The organism is Parabacteroides faecis, assembly GCF_014647375.1.
Taxonomy (GTDB): domain Bacteria; phylum Bacteroidota; class Bacteroidia; order Bacteroidales; family Tannerellaceae; genus Parabacteroides; species Parabacteroides faecis.
The window spans coordinates 119,534-139,922 of record NZ_BMPB01000017.1 but is presented as its reverse complement, the minus strand read 5'-3'; the positions used below and the strand labels follow the sequence as shown (position 1 = coordinate 139,922).

The following is a 20,389-nucleotide window of genomic DNA, read 5'->3' as shown; positions in this document are numbered from 1 at the left end:
ACTTTATTTTATTACTTAAATTATTTAATGCGCAAAATTATTATGGAAAGCATGAGAAGATTTTTCAATGCGCTACCTCCTCTTACAGGGGAGGCAGCCAAAAGAAAGAGTAGATTTCTTTCTTTATTATTTATTCTTCTTACATCTTTATCAGTGCAGGTTTTTGCACAAGATGTTAAGATTTCTGGTACTGTTATTGGAGAAGCCGACAAATTTCCGATCATCGGAGCAAACGTATTGGTAAAAGGTACTACAATGGGTACAATTACCGATGTGGATGGTAAATTCTTTCTTGATGTGCCTCAGAACTCAACCCTCGTAATTTCTTACATCGGTTGTCAGACACAAGAGATCAAAGTGACAGGAGCAAAAATGTTGAACATTGTATTAAAAGACGATGCAATCGGTCTGGAAGACGTTGTTGTGATCGGTTACGGTTCGCAAAAGAAATCCGACTTAACCGGTGGTATTGTTGCCGTTGGAGAAGAAAAGCTTCAGATGGTAACAACCAACAACCTGTTGGATAAACTGGCAGGGCAGGTTGCCGGTCTGAACATCACGACAAGCAAAGCGAGTCCGTCGGAAGACCAGACCCTGCGTGTACGTGGCGAAAACTCGCTGACAGCCGATAATGCTCCGTTGGTTGTACTCGACGGTATTCCCTACAGTGGATCACTCGGGGATATCGACCCGAACATCATTGAAAACATGTCAGTCCTGAAAGATGCTTCTTCCGCAGCAATCTATGGTTCACGCGGTTCTAACGGGGTTATCCTTATCCAGACAAAGAAAGGTAAAAGAGGAGCTGCTTCTGTAACTTATAAAGGACAGATCGGTTTCTCACAACCGGAACGTCATATTAATATGATGAACGGTTCCGATTATATCAAATACCTACAGGCTCAGTACGCAGTATGGAAAGGTATCGAAAACCCGACCGTAGACGATGTATTAAGAGCGATCGAAAAGGAAAACTACCAGAATGGCATTGAAACAGACTGGCAGGATATGATTTTCCGGACCGCCCTGACTAACAGCCATCAGATCAGTATCTCCGGTGGTACGGATGCCACCACTTACATGGCATCTATCTCACGCCTGAACCAGGAAGGTGTGGTCGAAGATACCGGTGTAAAACGAACGAACATCTCTCTGAATATCACTCAGAAGTTAGGCAGCTGGCTGACAATAGGTATGGGAACTCAAGCTATACAAAAAGAATATGGTGGCATGCAGGCAGGTATATCCGATGCGATGCTCCAGTCACCTTACGGAAAAATGTACAACACCGACGGTTCTTTACGCGACTATCCGATGGATGAGACATTACATCCGAACCCGTTCGCCAATATGAACGCAACCAGTGATAAGACATCACGTAACATTTTCATCTCCACATTTGCAGATGCGATGTTGCCGGTGAAAGGATTGTCTTTCCGCACAAACTTCGGTTACAACTATCGCTCTAAATTCGAAGGTGAATACTACGGACGTAATACACTTACAGGACGTGAGCAAAACGGTTCCGCTAAAATCATAAACGAACATTACTGGGATTACACCTGGGAAAACTTGTTGAAATACAACCGTGAATTCGGAAGACATAAAATCGACGCGACAGCCCTGTTCAGTTTACAACAGACCAATCTGCAAAAGTCCGAACAATCCGGTACCAGCTTCGTTAATGACGATTCCGAATACCATAATATGGCTGGAGCAGAAGAGAACAAGATTCTGAAATCAGAATTGACCGAAACCGCTATGTTATCCTATATGTTACGTGTCAACTACAACTTCGCCAACAAATATTTGCTGACGTTTACCGGTCGTTCCGACGGTTATTCAGCTTTTGGTGAAAATAACAAATATGCTTTCTTCCCATCGGTAGCAGCAGCATGGAATATTTCACAGGAAAGCTTCATGGAAAGTACTGCCGACGTATTGAGTATGTTGAAACTTCGTCTTTCATGGGGTTCTAACGGTAACCAGGCGATCAAAGCCTATCAGACATTGGACCGTCTTTCACTGACAACTTATATCTACGGGGACAAAAGTACAGCCGTGAATGGTGTTTACCTCCCTTATGACGGTGTAGGTAATCCGAACCTGAAATGGGAAACAACCCGCACATTCAATGCAGGTCTCGACTTCAGCTTCCTGAACAACCGCCTGTCCGGTAATATCGATGTTTACGTTTCCAATACATCCGACCTGTTGATGAAACGTACCGTACCTATTATGAACGGCTATAACTCTATCATGGACAACGTGGGTAAAACCCGCAACAAAGGGGTCGAAATTACATTGAACTCTGTAAATGTGGAAACAAAAGACTTCCGCTGGGGATCAAGCTTCAACTTCGCTCTGAATCGTGACAAGATCGTCGAACTGCGTGGTGACGGTAACGATGACCTGACCAACAAATGGTTTATCGGCGAACCGGTGAAAGTCCATTACGACTACAACGTGTTGGGTACCTGGCAGGAAAATGACAGCTTCGAACTGAACGGCCATACCATCGCCTGGGACGCCACACAGAAAAAATACCTGAATGAAAAGGGGGAAGAATACCAAAAAGGAGCAGCGCCGGGTTCTGCCAAGCTGGAAGACCGGGACGGTGACGGTAAAATTACGGCAAAGGATAAAATGATCATCGGTTCCAAACTGCCGAGCTTCACGATGTCTTTAGGCAACACGATCAACTACAAAGATTTCACATTCTCGTTCCTGTTCAACGGCGTATTCGGCGTTACCAAAGAAATGCAGGATTACAATTTCGAACGTTGGTCTCTCGGATACAACTATATCGACGGCATGGACTACTGGACACCGGAAAATCCGACAAACGAAATGACCTCACCGGGTTATGTGCCTTACGACAAACATACATTCTATAAGAAAATGAATTATGTTCAGTTGAAGAACATCACGCTAGGTTACAATATCCCGCAATCCCTGTTGAACAGGGTAGGTATCGCCGCCCTGAACGTAAATGCCAGTATTAATAACGTATGTACATTCAGCAACGTAAAGAACGCATTGAACTTCGACGGTACGGATACAAATGCCAATATCATTTATACCTACCCGACTGCCCGTTCATACATGTTAGGTTTAAATCTTACTTTCTAATCCATAAATGAATACAGATATGAAAAATATATTGAAAGTTGCCGCAGCAACACTTTTATTATTCTCAGGAACATCCTGTTCCGATTTTTTAGATGAAGATCTAAAAAAAGAACTGGCTCCGGACAATACTTATACCAGCACTTACGGTTTCCAGGTAGGGGTTAACGGTCTGTACGGCTGGGCCCGTTCCGAGTTCAACACATGGGGAGGCGGCACTGCATCCCTGAGTCAGGCCTGTCCTTACGAAGCATTCCAGGTAGCTACCGATATCGTCTACACCGGTCATAAGGACGGTTCTTTACTGCCTTTTGAAAATTTGTCTTACACCTCTTCCACTACATTCGTTGAGAACTATTGGAAATGGTCATATGGCCTGATCGCGAATGTAAACGAGTTACTGACCTATGCTGATAAGAATGAGAACTGGAATGCTCCTACCGATAAAGTAGGTTTCCAGGCAGAAGCCCGTTTCTTCCGTGCCTATGCTTACCGCTATCTCGTTTACCTCTACGGGGATGTACCTTACGTGGAAACGATCGAAGGACAGTTCCGCATCGATTTTACCCGGACACCGAAAGCAGAAGTTCTCGGACATATCATAGACGACCTGAAGTTCGCTGCAGAAAATCTTCCGGAAAATCCGGATAATGTGGAAGCAGGAAAACTGACCAAATGGCCGGCCCTTCACCTGCTTTCGGAAATGTATTTGCTCACCGGGGAATATGCCAAGTCAGAGGAAGCCGCTCAACAAGTGATCAATTCCGGTTATTTCCAGTTGATGACTACACGTTTCGGCGCGCAGAAAGACCTACCGGGTGACCCGTTCTCCGATATGTTCATCGAATACAATCAGAACCGTACTTCCGGAAACAAAGAAGCTATCTGGGTGATGCAGCTCGAATACAATACGACAGGCGGCGGCGGAAAATACGAAGACTGGACAAAACGCGCATGGGTTCCCAAATACTGGAATGAAACAGGTTTCACATTGTGTGACTCACTGGGTGGACGTGGTCTGGCGCAGATCGTTCCGTTCAAATGGTGGATCGACACAGATAACTTCTATGCAAACAGCGATATACGTAATTCAAAATATAATATCAAAAGGACCTGGTATTATAATAACCCGGAAACCCCGGAATTATTGGGTAAAGAAGCTCCTGTCACGGAAAGTACCTGGTCGAAATGTACCATCTATCCGGTGATCACTAAATTCTTCTACGGAAAAACAGACGATAGTCCGAGTTATGAAGGCAACAACAAAGACCGTATGAAATTCCGGCTGGCTGAAACTTACCTGCTGTTAGCCGAAGCCCGTATCCGCCAGAACAACGCAAACGGTGCTGCCGAAGCGATCAATGTCGTTCGTAAACGTGCCGGTGCTCCGGACATCGCTGCTTCACAGGCTACAATGGACTTCCTGCTGGATGAACGTATCCGCGAATTAGTAGGAGAAGAATTACGCCGTCTGACATTGGTTCGTACCGGTAAGCTGGTAGAACGTACCAAAAAGTACAATTCTTACAGCAACCAGATCGACGAACATCATGCTTTATGGCCGATCCCGCAAACGATTATCGACTCCAACACGGGAGCTGATTTTCCACAGAATCCGGGTTATTAACAGATAAATGAAAGTATGTGTGACAAAAGTCACACATACTTTATATAATACATTTTCTAAAATAATTCACCATGAAACGTATCTTACACTCATTTCTGATTCTTATCACACTGGTATTCAACGCATCTGCCCAGGATTGGCTGATCGACGGTTCTTCCTACAAGTCTAATGTACAGACTACCCATGAGGGGAAACGTCTCGAACTGAGCAACGGCCTCCTGCGCCGTACTTTTCTGCTTGCCCCTAACGCAGCAACCATCGCCCTTGACAACCTGATAACCGGACAAAACGAATTACGGGCAGTGCGCCCTGAAGCCCTCCTTGTCATCAATGGAAAAGAATACCCTGTCGGAGGACTGACCGGGCAACCCGTCAATAACTTTCTGACAGAAGAATTTATCGACACGATGCAGGCTTGCGACTCAGCCTTTATGTTAGTCGATTACCAGATAAGCGAAAGCAAAGAACGCTTTCCCTGGAAACCCAACTCTCAATGGATCTCGAATGTATATCCCTGGCCGGCTCCGGGAAAACGGATCACATTCAATTACCAGGCACCGGCAACAGCTCCCCTGGAATGTAAAGAGCTGAGAGTACGCGTCATCTACGAACTGTATGACGGTGCCCCTATCCTTGCTAAATGGATCGAGATCGAAAACAAAGGGCCGGAAACCGTTACGCTCGACTCTTTCAAATCTGAAATACTCGCCTTAGTGGAAACCGCCCCGAAAGTACATTACGGCGAACCGCACGAAGTACGCATGATGGCACAAGAGCCGGGTGCTTACACCCAAGATTTTCGTAAACAACCGGTACAGACAGATGCACCACGTGACTATATAGACCGTTTCACCCAGCTGTTTGTCGTTACCGACTATGCCATGGGCGGCGATATGGAAGCAATGAAAGATAATCCCGCTGTCCGCTGGGTGTTCGACCATCCCGAATATGAATTTACCGGAATACGTTACTACGGGCAATACAAACCCGCCCGTCTGGAAGTCACTCCCTTGCTCGGCCCCGGAATGGAAATCAAGGCCGGTAATAGTTTTGAATCCTGTACGGCATTCGAGATGCTACGGGATGCGACCGACCGGGAACGACGTGGCTTGGCAGAATGTAAGTTCTGGCGCATGATGGCTCCCTGGACACAGGAGAATCCGATATTTATGCACGTACGCCAATCAGATAGCGAAGCGGTCAAACAAGCCATCGACCAATGTGCCGCCGTCGGCTTCGAAATGGTCATCATGACTTTCGGCAGCGGATTCAAGATTGAGAATGATTCAGCTTCTTATCTGCAACGAATGAAAGAATTAAGCGACTATGCCGCCGGAAAAGGTATCGCCATCGGAGGTTACTCCCTGCTGGCTAGCCGAGGAGCAAAAGAGACAGACGCCGCAATTAGTCATAGAACCGGGAAACCGGCCAAAACACGTGAAGAAGGTAGCCGGTTCGGCGTATCTCCCTGTATCGCATCCGATTGGGGAGATACCTACTTCCGTAAATTACAGAATTTCTTTACGACAACAGGCATGAACGTCTTTGAAAACGACGGTTCGTATCCCGGAGATCCCTGCGCTTCCACTTCTCACAGCGGGCACAAAGGGTATCTCGATTCCCAATGGCAGCAATGGAAGAAAATCAGCTCCTTCTATCGTTGGTGCCGGGCGAACGGAGTCTATCTGAACGTTCCGGACTGGTATTTCCTCAGCGGTTCCAACAAAACACCGATGGGATATGTAGAGACCAACTGGTCGTTACCCCGTGCCTATCAGGAAATCATCGAACGACAAAATATCTATGACGGAACCTGGCAGAAAACACCCAGCATGGGATTCATGTTCGTTCCCCTCACCCAATATCACGGAGGAGGTGAAGCTGCTACGATCGAGCCTCTGAATGAGCATCTGGACCATTACGAAACACGGCTCCGGAATCTGTTCGGGGCAGGCGTACAAGCTTGTTATCGCGGACCGCGTCTATACGACACCGAAGCAACAAAAGAACTCGTAGACAAATGGGTCTCTTTCTATAAAAAATACCGTCAGATACTGGATTCCGACATTATCCACCTCCGCCGACCCGACGGACAAGACTGGGATGGGATCATGCACGTAAACCCGACACTGAAACAGAAAGGTTTCATCTCCGTTTACAATCCGCTGGACGTTCCCGTACACAAAGAGATCAAAATTCCTCTTTATTATACGGGGCTGACCGATAAGGTAACCATAAAAGAACAAGACAAAAATATGCAGGTATACGCATTGGAACGCGACTATTCCGTCACCATCCCTATTACTATACCAGCCAAAGGATATAACTGGTATATCGTTGAATAACATAAATATAAGCATCTAATAGTAAGATCATGATCATCAATAACACATCTCCCAAACGTCTGCTTCTTTGCTTTTTATTCGGGATACTCCCCATGCTGAGCGCAGATTGCTACAACCTGCAGGCTTCAAAGCCCGGCATACCCAAAAAGCAGAAGAACATCTATCACAAAGGATGGATCGACTTCAATAAAAACGGAGAAAAAGATATTTACGAAGATCCTTCCCAGCCCATCGACAGACGGGTGGAAGATCTGCTCAAACAAATGACAACCGAGGAGAAAACCTGTCAGCTAGGTACAATCTACGGATATGGTGCCGTGTTGAAAGATACTCTTCCAACGCCGGAATGGAAAAACCGGATCTGGAAAGACGGTATCGGCAACATCGACGAACATCTGAATGGAGAATGGAAACGTACTTCCCTGGATTATCCCTACTCCAATCACACAGATGCCATGAATAAAGTACAGGCTTTCTTTGTGGAAGAAACACGTCTGGGAATCCCTGCCGACATGACCAACGAAGGGATCCGCGGACTAAAGCATGAAAAATCGACATTCTTCCCGGCACAGATCGGACTAGGATGTACCTGGGATAAAGAACTTGTCCGTGAGATCGGCCGTATCACCGGAGAAGAAGCGAAAGCCCTAGGATATACAAATGTCTACTCTCCCATTCTCGACCTGGCACGCGACCCACGTTGGGGACGGACCGTCGAAAGCTACGGAGAAGATCCTTATCTTGCCGGAGAACTGGGACGACAACAGGTACTTGGCATCCAGAGTAACCGGGTGGTATCCACCCCCAAACACTTCGCCATCTATGGAGTGCCTGCCGGAGGTCGCGACTGTGAATCACGCACCGATCCACATGCCACTCCACAGGAAGTACACGAACTTCACTTGGAACCGTTCCGTATCGCCTTCCAGGAAGCCGGAGCCCTGGGAACCATGTGTGCCCATAACGACTATAACGGCACTCCGGTCAGTGCCAGTTATTATCTGATGACCGAATTAATGCGAAACCAATGGGGATTTAAAGGATATATCGTATCCGACAGTTGGAGCATTGATAAAAATAAAAAGTTCTATCACATTGTAGATAATGAAGAAGAAGCCGTTGCCAGCGAGTTGAATGCTGGGTTGAATATCCGCACATTCTTCCAAAAACCGGAAATATTTATCGAAACGTTACGAAAAGCCTTGACAAACGGCTTGGTAGAGGAAAGTACCCTGGATCAGCGCGTACGGGAAGTTCTTTATGTCAAATTCTGGCTGGGACTTTTCGACGAACCTTATGTAAAAGACCCCCAACTCGCAGACCGGATAGTCAACAGCGAGAAAAACCGGACTGTTTCATTACGTGCCGCCCACGAATCCATCGTCTTACTGAAAAATGAAAAAAACAGGTTGCCTTTGTCAAAAGACATCAAAAACATTGCGGTGATTGGTCCGTTGGCGGATGAATACAAATCGTTGACTTCCCGTTACGGCTCCCATAATCCGGAAATAATAACCGGTCTGCAAGGACTGAAGAATTTGTTGGGAGACAATGTAAATCTGATGTATGCCAAAGGTTGTAATGTCCGGGATAAAAACTTCCCGCAAAGCGATGTGATGTTCTTTGAACTGAGCGATAAGGAAAAAGAAGAAATCGACGAAGCCGTAGAGATTGCCCGAAAAGCTGAAGTTGCAATCGTTTATGTAGGCGATGACTTCCGTACGATCGGTGAATCCAGGAGTCGTGTCAACCTGGATCTGTCGGGTAGGCAAAAAGAGCTGGTACGTGCTGTACAGGCAACCGGTACTCCGGTCGTATTAGTACTATTCAACGGCCGGCCGGTCACATTGAATTGGGAAGATACCCATTTACCGGCCATCGTTGAAGCCTGGTATCCCGGGGAGTTCTCCGGACAAGCGGTTGCCGAAGTGCTGTTCGGTGACTATAATCCCGGAGGAAAACTCTCTGCCACCTTTCCGAAATCGGTCGGACAAATTCCCTGGGCCTTCCCTTTCAAACCAAATGCTACAGGTAAAGGTTTTGCACGGGTGGACGGCGAATTGTATCCGTTCGGCTACGGACTCAGCTATACCACCTTCGAACTAAGCGACCTTCAACCGACCATTGCAAAAATAGCCGATGGAGACACCTTGACCGTTACCTGCAAAGTAAAAAACACAGGTTCGGTAAAAGGCGATGAAGTCGTCCAGCTTTATCTGAACGACGAAACATCTTCCATCTCCCGCTTCGAAAAAGAATTATGCGGCTTCGAACGTGTCTCTCTGGAACCGGGTGAAGAAAAGACAGTCACTTTCAAGGTAAACCGCCGTGCTTACGGCATGTATAACGATCAAAATGAGTTTGTAGTAGAACCCGGGAAGTTCTTCCTGTCTGCCGGAAATTCATCCCAATCGACTCCTTTAAATGCAGAATTTTATGTGGAATAAGTTAATGATAGTCCTGTTGCTGCTAGTAGGCAGCCAGGCTATTTTTTCCCAGACATGGTTGGATAAAACCGATAAAAATATCCTCCAATATATTTCAGAGAACAAGGAACGCATCGAAAACTGTAAACAGACCGATACGCTCTTCATTATGACCGACCAGGAAGAAGATGAATTAGGACGCTTATTCAAAGTGTCCTATCGCTTCTATTTGGAAAATAATGTATGTGTGTCCTACGAACGTTTGTTGCCGATTCATCGTTATTGGGCAGCTACGCTCCTGGAAGAAATTTCTTTGCAGGAAGCTGAAGCTTCAGGAGAGGAAATAGATGTAGACGGAGAAACATTGAACACGATCTATACTTTCGATGACTACCAGATACATCTTTCATTAAAAGATGACCTGTTAATCCTACTTTATACCAAATGCACTCCTTAGTTATATTCAACTTAAGGAGTGCACTTTAAAATATAAATCTTCGTTGTATAATCCTCTCTTTTTTATCTGAAGGCTTCCACTCGATAACCCTTTTCCCGTAAAAGACAAATAACTCCATTTTTACCCGGTAAATGACGAACACCGACTGCTATGAATGTCGGATTATCTTTAATTAATCCGGGTAACTTTTGTACCCAGTCCCGGTTCCTTTGGTCTATCATCTTTTCTAAAAAATCGTCATATTCCTTACTATACAGAGGTTCATCCTGAAAAGCCGAACGAATCTTTTTCTCACAATCAACTATACGGTTTATATCCTGTGACCGGTAAGCACTATGCAATTCATCTATCAAAAGAGTCTGTACTTTCTGGTCTCGTAAAGCGATGATCAACTGGGAGGCTTCCTCTTTCAGATTACCCTCAGGAAATAACATATCCAATTGTTCCTTGATTGTCTCCAAACCCAACACATTATATTGCTTGTCTTTTGCACTTGTGTACAATACCACATCCATGACCTGAGTACGCATACTATCAATTTGCCCCTGGCTGTATCCTGCCTTCACCAGCTTAGCTTGTTCCTCCAGCTGCCTAAGTACCAATGCCAGAAAAGCCGGCTTCAAATACATTTTATCCAAAGGAACATTCATTCGGCTAACCAACACAGAGTCCAGAAATGAATATTCAGGTTCATCCAATAAATTTGTATAAGAAGTATCCCTTGGCAATTTGGGGTCAAATGAAGACATAAACTCTTCCATATTATCTATATTTTCTGCTTCTCCCACATATTGCGTACAGGTATCGAACGCTTTTTGAAAACCGGGAATACTATCAACATAACTATACAATATATCGAAAGTTCCATGCCACGTTCCCAAAAGATAAGAAGGCTTTTCAAGCCCATTTCCTGAGATTTCCCACAACACACCTCCTTCAAGATCCTTTTGGGAAGAAAAGGAACAAGACAAAAAAGCAAAAAATAAGACAAGTACTGAAACCAAATTTTTATACATAACAGCCTATCTTATAAGGGTAACTTACTTACATCCACCTCCGGAACAGTGCCATTCGGCTGACGGGTAAACATAGATTTAAACTCTGTATTATCATTGAAGAAACCGCCGTTACGAAGGAAAAACATATTATCAGCCACACCACCCGCATAATCCTGACGGACCCCGGCACGGGCTGTAGCATCATAAGTAAACATACCTTCGGTAAGTTCTTTCCATTCTCCTTTTGCCGTACGTGCCCATTGGTTTCCGAAACGGACGCTACGTTCCAGATAGCCTTGTCCGGGTATAAAGTTTTCAAGGAAAGAATGTGCTCCGGTATACCACACATTTGTCTGCGGACGCAAGAACCCGGCTATCAGGCGCCATTGATTTTCTTCAGGGGCAAAAAACCAGGCATAATAAGCGGTATTTCCTTTCCCATCCGGATGAACGCGTGTAATTACACGATAAGTTTCACCTGCTTTCCAGGGATAAATCAAATAACTTTGTCCGCCAGAACCCTCATTACCAAACTCGCCGATATGAACGTCCTTTCCCTGTGCCAGTAATTTAATACGGTGATCTTCCGGTATCGCTTTCGGATCATCCGTTTCAAACGGGCTCCATACAGAAAATAAAATACGACGCTCTTTGTCGCTATTCGCCTGGATACCACAATATCCTTCCCCAAAACCATTGGTCATAAAATAACTACCTATTTTATCTTCTCCCTCAGGTACAGTTATTTCATTATAAAAATATTCAATCGGTTCTTCCGGCAAAGTATATTTCATGTGCACTGAAGGTCCGCGCATTCCCCAGTAAGGTTCAAAATCACGTATAAAATAAAGAGGTTCCCGGGCAGCCGGACCATCTATCAACAGTTCGGAAATACCGGCAAACTGAGTACCTTCTTTTTTCTCTCCCTGCAAATCCACACGCACATAACCTGGTTCAGAAAGTAATATGCTACCTACCGGAATAACCGTTTCCGCAGCATCTACGACCTTCACATCAAAACTCTTTCCGCCAAAAGTAACCTTCACCACCGACGGACCTTCCGTAGCAGAGGCTTTCAGGAACAGTTTCAATTCTCCTGCCTGGCTTACCTTAAACCACGATGAAAGAACAGCTTCGGGTCCCGTCCACGATTTGATACCTTCGGTTGAGACTTTCGCTCCATCTTTCCCTGCTGTCACATAGGTATTTCCACCCAACGGAACAACCACCGCATCCGCTGTCAGTTCTAACTGTTTCCCCTGACAACTGCACATCAGGACAGCTATACCCAATAAAAAAACTTGTTTAATCTTCTTCATTTTCTGTTTTTAGATTTAAAGCAAAACGGGACGGAAGTAACCTCGCTACTCTCCATCCCGTCTCCTGTTATTTTTTCCGCTACTAATCTACGGATATTATTTGATCATATCAAATCCTGTGTAAGGAATCAGCGCTTTCGGAATGCGGATACCTTCCGGTGTCTGATTGTTCTCAAGCAATGCAGCCACAATACGCGGCAAAGCCAAAGCACTACCATTCAGGGTGTGACACAGTTGAGTTTTTTTGTTTTCATCACGGTAACGGCATTTCAGACGGTTCGCCTGATAATTGTCGAAATTGGAAACAGAACTAACTTCCAGCCAACGTTTCTGAGCTTCGGAATAGACTTCGAAATCAAAACAAAGAGCCGCAGTAAAACTCATATCGCCACCACACAGACGAAGGATACGATACGGAAGTTCCAGTTTCTGAAGCAAACCTTCCACATGATCCAACATCTCCTGATGAGATTGTTTTGAATGTTCCGGCTTGTCGATACGAACCAGTTCCACTTTAGAAAACTCATGCAGACGGTTCAGCCCACGTACATCCTTACCGTACGAACCTGCTTCACGACGGAAACACTGTGTATAAGCACAGTTCTTGATCGGCAATTGCTTTTCATCGATGATCACATCGCGATAGATATTTGTTACAGGCACTTCTGCCGTCGGTATCAGATAAAGATCATCTACCTCACAATGATACATCTGGCCTTCTTTATCCGGAAGCTGACCTGTACCAAAACCGGAAGCAGCATTTACTACTGTCGGCGGCATGATTTCCATATAACCCGATTTGCGGGCTTCATCCAGGAAGAAATTGATAAGGGCACGCTGCAACTGAGCACCCTGTCCTTTGTAAACCGGAAAACCGGCACCGGTGATCTTCACTCCCAGATCGAAGTCGATCAGGTCGTATTTCTTAGCTAATTCCCAATGAGGCAGCGCATCTTTCGGCAACTCGGTTTCCATGCCACCCATTTTCTCTACCACATTATCTTCGGCAGCTACACCTTCAGGAACTTCATCATAAGGAACATTCGGAATTGTATAAAGCAGGTTCTGCATCTCTTCCGAAGCCTGATCCATTTCAGCCTGGATACCCTTGCTGATTTCCTTGATCTCGGCAACACGCTTTTTAGCAGCTTCGGCTTCTTCTTTTTTGCCTTCTTTCATCAGGCCACCGATTGCTTTCGACAGCGAATTTACCTCTGCCAGGTTTGTATCTAATTGATTCTGTGTACTACGTCTTTTATCGTTCAGTTCGATCACCTTAGCGATGCTTTCTTGTGCACCCTTAAAGTGTTTCTTCTCCAGGCCACGAATTACGCGGTCTGTTTCTTCCGTAATCATTTTAAGCGTCAACATACTTGCTCTATGTTTATTTATTTTGAAGTGCAAAGATACATAAAAATGCAACTTCTGCTCAGATGTTTACAAAAATATCTTACTTCACCCGACCGCCTGTTATCCAGCTCCGTGTATAATAGGGTTCGCTCAAGTTACTTACTATAACTCCTTTCGAAGTACTGGTATGGATAAATTTACCGTTCTTCAGATAAATACCGACATGGTTAGGTACTTTTTTCTTACCGCTCCCTGTCCTGAAAAACACCAGGTCGCCTTCCTGCAATTTACCCCGGCTAACCTTCCGGCAGTTATATTTCAGCATATCCGCCGACGAACGCGACAATTGTTTTCCATAAACCTCCCGAAAGACAATCGCCACAAATCCGGAACAATCGACTCCCCGTTTCGTACTTCCTCCCATCCGGTGAGGCGTACCGAGCCATTTAGCTCCCTCATTATAAAGGAATATATTATCATCGGGAGTAATACGGACTCCATACAAACGCGATAATTCTTTAGGCCCTTTAAAGTCAGCCGGAAGTGCAACACGCTTCTTGCTACCGCAGGATGTCAGTGCCAGAATAAACAAAAGCATCCAGAGATGGGATATGATAAAATTTCTACAAGTCATGACTTATCATACAACTAATTTTAGGGATATAACCACAAATATAGTATATTTCCAATAAGCTTTTAGGGTTGTAGCCCCAAAAAACCTGCAATACTATTCTTTTGTTATGGTTATAACCCTAAACAGAAGTCCTCAAAGACAGGATATGATGAAATTTCTACGAGTCATAATTGTTCTATAAGACCTATATCAGACTCACTCCGTCTTTATCGACTTCACCGGATTGGCAATGGCAGCTTTCAGTGACTGGAAACTAACTGTCAGAAGGGCTATCAGGGTGATCAGCAAAGCAACCCCAACAAAGATATTCCAACTGAGCACAATACGATAAGCATAATCTTTCAGGTAACGAGTACCGGCATATAATGAGACAGGAATACCTATTACAAAAGAAATAAGCAGAAGCACCATATACGCTTTTCCCAACAGGAAAAGTATATCTATTATCTTAGCACCCAAAACCTTACGGATACCGATCTCTTTGGTTCGTTGTTCGGCAGAGAAAGCACTTAACCCCAATAATCCTAAACAGGATATGAAAATAGCCAGCACGGCAAACAAGGCGGACAGTTTTTCTACCAGATGTTCATTCTCGAATAAACGATCGAAATCGTCAGTCATAAAGGTCGGTTCGAATGCGTGATACGGCGTAAAAGAACGTAATACAGTTTGCACCTGCCCTATTGCTTTGTATGTCTCGATATCCGGTTTCAGACGGACAAACAATAGGTTCGTTCTTTTCGGATCATAAAAAAACAATGCCGACGCCGGTTCGATTGCATAAAAATCATCGAACACAAAATCTTTCATAATACCTACGATTTCCCATTTACGTTCTGCCGACTGTCCGATCTGTCCTCCTATACGTCCTTCTTTTCCCATTCTTTTTGCCAGAGTTTCATTGATAAGAACCCCAGCCTCCCCTTTATTATTTTTCTTAGTCGGATCAATATCCGTTCCGTCTATAAGTTTTATACCGGCAGCACCGATTAAACCTTCCGATACAAAATTCACAGAGACATAGGCATCATCCTCCGGATCTTTCCCATTCCAGACCCAGGGATTGGTTTTCATACTCGAATTCAGGATCTGATTGGCAGAAAATCCACATTTCTCTACCACACCTGTATTTCTCAATTCGTTCAGCACAGCCGATGACGAATTATATAACTCAGCCGTGACAGAAAAACTCACCAGATTGTCTTTTACTATCCCGATATCACGTTTTTGTATCAGTTGTATCTGAAGATAAATAACAAAAGTGCTGCAAATCAGAATAAATGCCATCGTAAACTGAAAGACGACTAACCCCTGACGTATCCATGCGGCACTCCCCCCTTTACTCACTTTCTGCATTTTCAACGTAGCCAACGGATTGTAAGAAGATAAATACAAGGCTGGATAACTGCCTGCCAGAAAAGTACAGAATAACCCGATTACCAACAACCCTATCACAATCGTCGGATTAAGAAGACTGAAGGATAACCGGACACCTATAAATTCATTAAACAAGGGAAGACTCAGCCAGATCAACCCGACCGACAACAAAAGGGCTATCGACGTTATCAGTCCCGACTCCACCAGGAATTGCCTGATCAGGTACTTCCTTTTAGTCCCGAACGTTTTCCGTACCCCGACTTCCAATGCCCGCTTTTGAGAACGGGCTGTCGACAGGTTCATAAAATTAATACAAGCAATCAGCAGAATCAATACTCCGATCAGAAAAAAGAGCGAAACAGTCTTAATATACCCCCCTCCGGTTTCCACCCCATTTTTATACTGCCCGTATAAAAGCATTCTATTCAAAGGATAAAGAAATATATGAAAACTTTTATACGTCGGACCAGCTTTCAGGAAAGACAGTTTGTCCAATTTATCATTCAACAATTTTAAATCGACACCCGGTTCCAGTTCGACATAAGTATGCAACCAGGAAGCCCCCCATTCGCCTATATCGAATACTTTTTTTACTTTCTGCTCCATGATACGAAAAGGAATCAACCATTCAAACTGAAAGGAGGTATTATCCGGCATATCTTCAAACACACCCGTCACTTGATATATAGCCCCTTCATTGACAAGGCCTTTTCCTATCGGGTTTTCGTTCCCATAAATCTTCCGGGCCATCGAACGACTGAGGATGATCGAATATTGGGGTTCAAAGACATAGGATATATCTCCGTATATAAACTCCATTCCGATCATATTAAAGAGAGAAGAATCGGCATATGCACCTTTTTCCTCAAAAGAGTTTGTCGTATTCTCCGGCACAAAAACGAGTGTTTCACTATTGTACCTGGCACAACTTTTCACTTCCGGAAAGTCATCATCCAAAGCTTTTGCTAGTAAATTATTTGATTCAAAAGAAGTGATACACTCACCCGATCCCGGATAATAGTGATAAGCACTGACATATATATTCCGGGAATTGGGGATTGCCTTATTGAAATTCACCTTGCTCTCGACCCAAAGAAAGATCAGTGCTGCCGAAGTAATTCCGATTGCCAGCCCGACGATATTCAATAAACTATATGTTTTACTCCGGAAAATAATCCGGATAGATCTTCTTATATTCATTTGTGTAAGTCTTTAGTTTGTAGTGTAAGCCAATTCTTTCAGGAAATTTTCTGTAACCGGTTTCCCATCCAGCATGTGAACGATACGATGACTGTAACGGGCATCATGTTCACTGTGCGTCACCATAACGACGGTAGTACCCGCATCGTTGAGAGAAGTCAGCAGATCCATAATTTCCAGACCATTCTGGCTATCCAGATTACCGGTAGGCTCATCTGCCAGGATCAGCTTCGGGTCATTGACAATTGCCCGGGCAATTGCCACTCTCTGCTGCTGTCCGCCGGAAAGCTGTGACGGGAAATAGTTACGCCGGTGATTTAACAAAACGCTTTTTAAAGCCTTTTCCACCTTCATCTTCCGCAGGGAAGCTTTCATTCCGCAATTTTCCAGAGGTAATTCGATATTCTCGAATACGGTAAGTTCCTCGATCAAATTGAAGCTCTGGAAGACAAACCCTATATTCTCCCGCCGCAAGTCACATCGTTTATTTTCATTCAGGCCGGTCATTTCGACGCCATTAAGAAGATAAAAACCCGAAGTAGGATCGTCGAGCAATCCCAGAATATTCAGCAAAGTAGACTTACCACATCCTGAAGGCCCCATGATAGCAACAAATTCATGTTCCTTTACGTGAAGCGACATATTATCCAGCGCAATCGTCTCAACTTCATCCGTTCGGTATACTTTTCTCAAATCATTTATTCGAATCATAGTTTTATGAATTATTCAGTATATTACATATTATCAGGAACAAGTAGCGTACCAAAGCATTAACGCACTATCTATTAACCCATTAGTCAAATGCGCTAATTTCCAAAGTGTCCATTAACGGACACCTTCTGTATGCCTGTGGACAAAAAACAGAAACGACTTTGGGATTCACCTCATTCTTGATATATTTGCAACCTACTAAAAAAGAGTTGTTATGAACTTACACCAGGCAAATATACTGATTGTTGATGATGATAAAGACGTTCTGACCGCAGTTCGTTTCTTGCTGAAGATGGAAGCAAAAACGGTATTGACCGAAACGAACCCTGAAAACATCCATAAACTGATCATGACAAACGATATCGACATTGTTATGTTGGATATGAATTTCAGAAGCTCCATCAATACCGGCAATGAAGGTTTGTACTGGTTGAAGGAAATCAAGAAATGGAAACCGGCTCAATCCGTTATCATGATCACGGCCTATGCCGATATAGATCTGGCAATCAAAAGCCTGAAAGAAGGGGCAGCCGACTTTATCGTTAAACCCTGGCATAATGAAAACCTGATAAATCTCCTGACGGAAACATTATATAAACAGACATCTCCTGAGATCAAAGAAAAGATAAATGAAAGGAAAACAGATGTAAAGATTATAGGTGCTTCGGAAAGCATGCAGCTATTGTTCCATAAATTACAAAAGATAGCACCTACCGATGCCAATATATTAATACTGGGAGAGAACGGTACAGGTAAGGATCTGGTAGCCCGTTATATTTATCAGTTATCTCTCCGCCGAAACTACCCGTATATAAAAGTGGATGTAGGTTCCCTGACAGAGACTCTTTTTGAAAGCGAGCTTTTCGGACATAAAAAAGGAGCCTTTACAGATGCACGCGAAGACCGAACCGGATTAATCGAGGCGGCCGACAAAGGCACGCTCTTTCTGGACGAAATAGGTAATATTACTTTGCAACAACAGGCCAAACTGCTGACCGTATTACAAAACCGGGAGGTAACACGCCTGGGAGCCAATGCACCGACACCGGTAGATATTCGTTTATTATCCGCAACCAATCTTCCGCTACGGGAACTGGCTAATGAGACACATTTTCGCAGGGACTTGATCTACCGGATCAATACGGTAGAAATAACAGTGCCTCCTCTCCGTGAACGGGGCGAAGATATCATCCTGCTGGCAGAACACTTCCTGGAGATATATGAGAAAAAGTATTTCAAGCAAAAGTTCCGTTTATCCGACTCAGCCAAAAAGAAACTGATGCTGTATCATTACCCGGGAAATGTACGCGAATTGCAATATACCATAGAAAGAGGTGTTATTATGTCCGACAGCAATGTGCTGAAAGCGGAGGATATCACCTTCTCGCCGATGGAACAACCGGAAGAAAACAACCAACCGATACCGACCCATAATCTGGAAGATCTGGAAAGAACCGCTATCGAACAGGTGATCCAAAAACATAACGGAAACATATCACAGGCTGCTAAAGAGCTGGGACTGACCCGGGGAGCTTTATACCGTCGGTTAGAAAAATACGGACTATGACTATCCTGTTATCCAGTATAATTGCCGTACTCCTTATATATATAATGTACGTACGGAAAAAGACCAACCGGGAGATCGACGAATTTGCCGAGTCTATCCTTTACAAAGATTTCTCAAGAAAATATCCCCGGTTCCAGACCATCACGGACGCTTTCCTGAACCTGGCAAGCGAAAAAGAAGCGCAGCAACATTATCTGAAAGAGATGTTGGAACTGGTCGACACCGGCATTCTCGCCTATGAGATAGAAACACACGAAACATTGTGGATGAACGACTCTTTTACAACTATGCTCAATATTCCCCATATAAAGAACATCAACTGGTTGAAAAAACAAAATGAAGATCTGTTCAATGAATTGCTCGATATTCCGGTAAATGAAAGTACATTGATCACGATCCATGCCCGGAAACAAACCATCAAAACGATGACCAATGCCTCCATTTTCCAAACAGGAGGAAAAACCTATAAACTGATAGCTTTCCATAATGTCAGCGCTACTATGGAAGAGGTTGAATCGGGGGCCTGGAAAGGATTGCTTAATGTGATGACTCATGAAATAATGAATTCTATCGTCCCCGTCTCCTCCCTTTCGGATACGCTCAGAAGAAAAATACATGTCCTGAAAGAAAGATCATCCCAACTGTCAGAGCCGGATCTGGAAGATATGGAACTGGCATTGGATACAATACATCGCCGCAGTGACGGGTTGCTACGTTTCGCCGAGACGTATCGCAGTTTGAGCCAGAAGATAGTGCCCGATATGAAATCCTATAACCTCTACGACCTGTTGAACTCCATTCATTCCCTGATGAACCCTTCCTTGCAGCAAAAAGGGATCGAATTCACTCTCAAAACGGACGATCCGGACGTAACGGCCTATATAGACAGAGATCTGATCGAACAGGTGATAATCAACTTCGTAACCAATGCCGCCTATGCTATTTGCGAAAAAAAGAAGCCGGAAATACATCTCTTCTCCGGTTGCGATGCCGAAGGGCATCCTTATGTCACCGTTGCCGATAACGGATGCGGTATATCCGATGCGGTACGCGACAAAATATTTATCCCCTTCTTCAGTACAAAGAAAAACGGTAACGGCATCGGCCTGAGTATCTCCCGGGAAATCGTCAAGTTACATAACGCTAAGTTGCATGTGCAAAGCCAGGAAAAGGCGGGAAGTGCTTTTACTGTTTTGTTCAATCCCCAAGGCTAACATTTGTTTCATCTTAAGAAACGTTTGTTCCTACT

The 20,389-nt window shown here is 44.3% G+C and carries 13 protein-coding genes; 7 read left to right on the top strand and 6 right to left on the bottom strand.

Going from position 1 to position 20,389, the window contains the following annotated elements:
• Nucleotides 1-51 precede the first annotated feature (51 nt).
• The 5 genes from IEY67_RS22625 to IEY67_RS22605 all read left to right on the top strand — a co-directional run bounded on the left by IEY67_RS22625 (nt 52) and on the right by IEY67_RS22605 (nt 9,984).
• On the top strand, nt 52-3,132 hold the full coding sequence (locus IEY67_RS22625) for a SusC/RagA family TonB-linked outer membrane protein (RefSeq protein WP_183672448.1): 3,081 nt from the start codon (nt 52-54) through the stop codon (nt 3,130-3,132).
• Between the two features lie 19 nt (nt 3,133-3,151).
• On the top strand, nt 3,152-4,756 hold the full coding sequence (locus tag IEY67_RS22620; RefSeq protein WP_122375322.1) for a RagB/SusD family nutrient uptake outer membrane protein: 1,605 nt from the start codon (nt 3,152-3,154) through the stop codon (nt 4,754-4,756).
• Nucleotides 4,757-4,827: 71 nt separating this feature from the next.
• Nucleotides 4,828-7,101 carry a hypothetical protein gene (locus IEY67_RS22615; protein ID WP_183672447.1) on the top strand — a complete coding sequence of 758 codons (2,274 nt, stop codon included), beginning with the start codon at nt 4,828-4,830 and terminating at the stop codon, nt 7,099-7,101.
• Nucleotides 7,102-7,130: 29 nt separating this feature from the next.
• A complete protein-coding gene (locus IEY67_RS22610; protein ID WP_183672446.1) occupies nt 7,131-9,548 on the top strand; it encodes a glycoside hydrolase family 3 N-terminal domain-containing protein in 2,418 nt (805 codons plus the stop codon).
• Nucleotides 9,538-9,984 carry a hypothetical protein gene (locus tag IEY67_RS22605; RefSeq protein WP_122375319.1) on the top strand — a complete coding sequence of 149 codons (447 nt, stop codon included), beginning with the start codon at nt 9,538-9,540 and terminating at the stop codon, nt 9,982-9,984. Before IEY67_RS22610 ends, IEY67_RS22605 begins: the two co-directional genes overlap by 11 nt.
• Nucleotides 9,985-10,046: 62 nt before the next feature.
• On the opposite strand, the gene IEY67_RS22600 is transcribed toward IEY67_RS22605, so the two are convergent.
• The 6 genes from IEY67_RS22600 to IEY67_RS22575 form a co-directional block, all read right to left on the bottom strand.
• Nucleotides 10,047-11,000, bottom strand: a complete 954-nt coding sequence (locus IEY67_RS22600; RefSeq protein ID WP_183672445.1) for a TraB/GumN family protein — start codon at nt 10,998-11,000, stop codon at nt 10,047-10,049.
• A gap of 11 nt (nt 11,001-11,011) precedes the next feature.
• Nucleotides 11,012-12,301, bottom strand: a complete 1,290-nt coding sequence (locus IEY67_RS22595) for a DUF3472 domain-containing protein (RefSeq protein WP_183672444.1) — start codon at nt 12,299-12,301, stop codon at nt 11,012-11,014.
• 96 nt (nt 12,302-12,397) lie between these two features.
• Nucleotides 12,398-13,672 carry a serine--tRNA ligase gene (serS, locus tag IEY67_RS22590; protein ID WP_122352119.1) on the bottom strand — a complete coding sequence of 425 codons (1,275 nt, stop codon included), beginning with the start codon at nt 13,670-13,672 and terminating at the stop codon, nt 12,398-12,400.
• Between the two features lie 79 nt (nt 13,673-13,751).
• Nucleotides 13,752-14,285 (bottom strand): C40 family peptidase, encoded by a 534-nt coding sequence (locus tag IEY67_RS22585; protein WP_183672443.1) that lies wholly within the window; start codon nt 14,283-14,285, stop codon nt 13,752-13,754.
• 195 nt (nt 14,286-14,480) lie between these two features.
• On the bottom strand, nt 14,481-16,862 hold the full coding sequence (locus IEY67_RS22580; RefSeq protein WP_183672442.1) for an ABC transporter permease: 2,382 nt from the start codon (nt 16,860-16,862) through the stop codon (nt 14,481-14,483).
• 12 nt (nt 16,863-16,874) lie between these two features.
• Nucleotides 16,875-17,573, bottom strand: a complete 699-nt coding sequence (locus IEY67_RS22575) for an ABC transporter ATP-binding protein (protein WP_183672441.1) — start codon at nt 17,571-17,573, stop codon at nt 16,875-16,877.
• Between the two features lie 214 nt (nt 17,574-17,787).
• Between IEY67_RS22575 and IEY67_RS22570 the strand changes: the two genes are divergently transcribed.
• Both IEY67_RS22570 and IEY67_RS22565 read left to right on the top strand, forming a co-directional pair.
• Complete coding sequence (locus IEY67_RS22570) at nt 17,788-19,140, top strand: sigma-54-dependent transcriptional regulator (RefSeq protein ID WP_122352115.1); 1,353 nt, start codon at nt 17,788-17,790, stop codon at nt 19,138-19,140.
• Complete coding sequence (locus tag IEY67_RS22565; protein ID WP_183672440.1) at nt 19,137-20,354, top strand: sensor histidine kinase; 1,218 nt, start codon at nt 19,137-19,139, stop codon at nt 20,352-20,354. The genes IEY67_RS22570 and IEY67_RS22565 overlap by 4 nt, the downstream gene beginning before the upstream one ends.
• The last annotated feature ends 35 nt before the right edge of the window (nt 20,355-20,389 follow it).

Coding starts and splice junctions, on each gene's coding strand:
- IEY67_RS22565 (WP_183672440.1), top strand. CDS start 19,137: ATGACTATCCTGTTATCCAGTATAATTGCCGTACTCCTTATATATATA.
- IEY67_RS22575 (WP_183672441.1), bottom strand. CDS start 17,573: ATGATTCGAATAAATGATTTGAGAAAAGTATACCGAACGGATGAAGTT.
- IEY67_RS22605 (WP_122375319.1), top strand. CDS start 9,538: ATGTGGAATAAGTTAATGATAGTCCTGTTGCTGCTAGTAGGCAGCCAG.
- IEY67_RS22585 (WP_183672443.1), bottom strand. CDS start 14,285: ATGACTTGTAGAAATTTTATCATATCCCATCTCTGGATGCTTTTGTTT.
- IEY67_RS22595 (WP_183672444.1), bottom strand. CDS start 12,301: ATGAAGAAGATTAAACAAGTTTTTTTATTGGGTATAGCTGTCCTGATG.
- IEY67_RS22600 (WP_183672445.1), bottom strand. CDS start 11,000: ATGTATAAAAATTTGGTTTCAGTACTTGTCTTATTTTTTGCTTTTTTG.
- IEY67_RS22625 (WP_183672448.1), top strand. CDS start 52: ATGAGAAGATTTTTCAATGCGCTACCTCCTCTTACAGGGGAGGCAGCC.
- IEY67_RS22580 (WP_183672442.1), bottom strand. CDS start 16,862: ATGAATATAAGAAGATCTATCCGGATTATTTTCCGGAGTAAAACATAT.
- IEY67_RS22610 (WP_183672446.1), top strand. CDS start 7,131: ATGATCATCAATAACACATCTCCCAAACGTCTGCTTCTTTGCTTTTTA.
- serS (WP_122352119.1), bottom strand. CDS start 13,672: ATGTTGACGCTTAAAATGATTACGGAAGAAACAGACCGCGTAATTCGT.
- IEY67_RS22615 (WP_183672447.1), top strand. CDS start 4,828: ATGAAACGTATCTTACACTCATTTCTGATTCTTATCACACTGGTATTC.
- IEY67_RS22620 (WP_122375322.1), top strand. CDS start 3,152: ATGAAAAATATATTGAAAGTTGCCGCAGCAACACTTTTATTATTCTCA.
- IEY67_RS22570 (WP_122352115.1), top strand. CDS start 17,788: ATGAACTTACACCAGGCAAATATACTGATTGTTGATGATGATAAAGAC.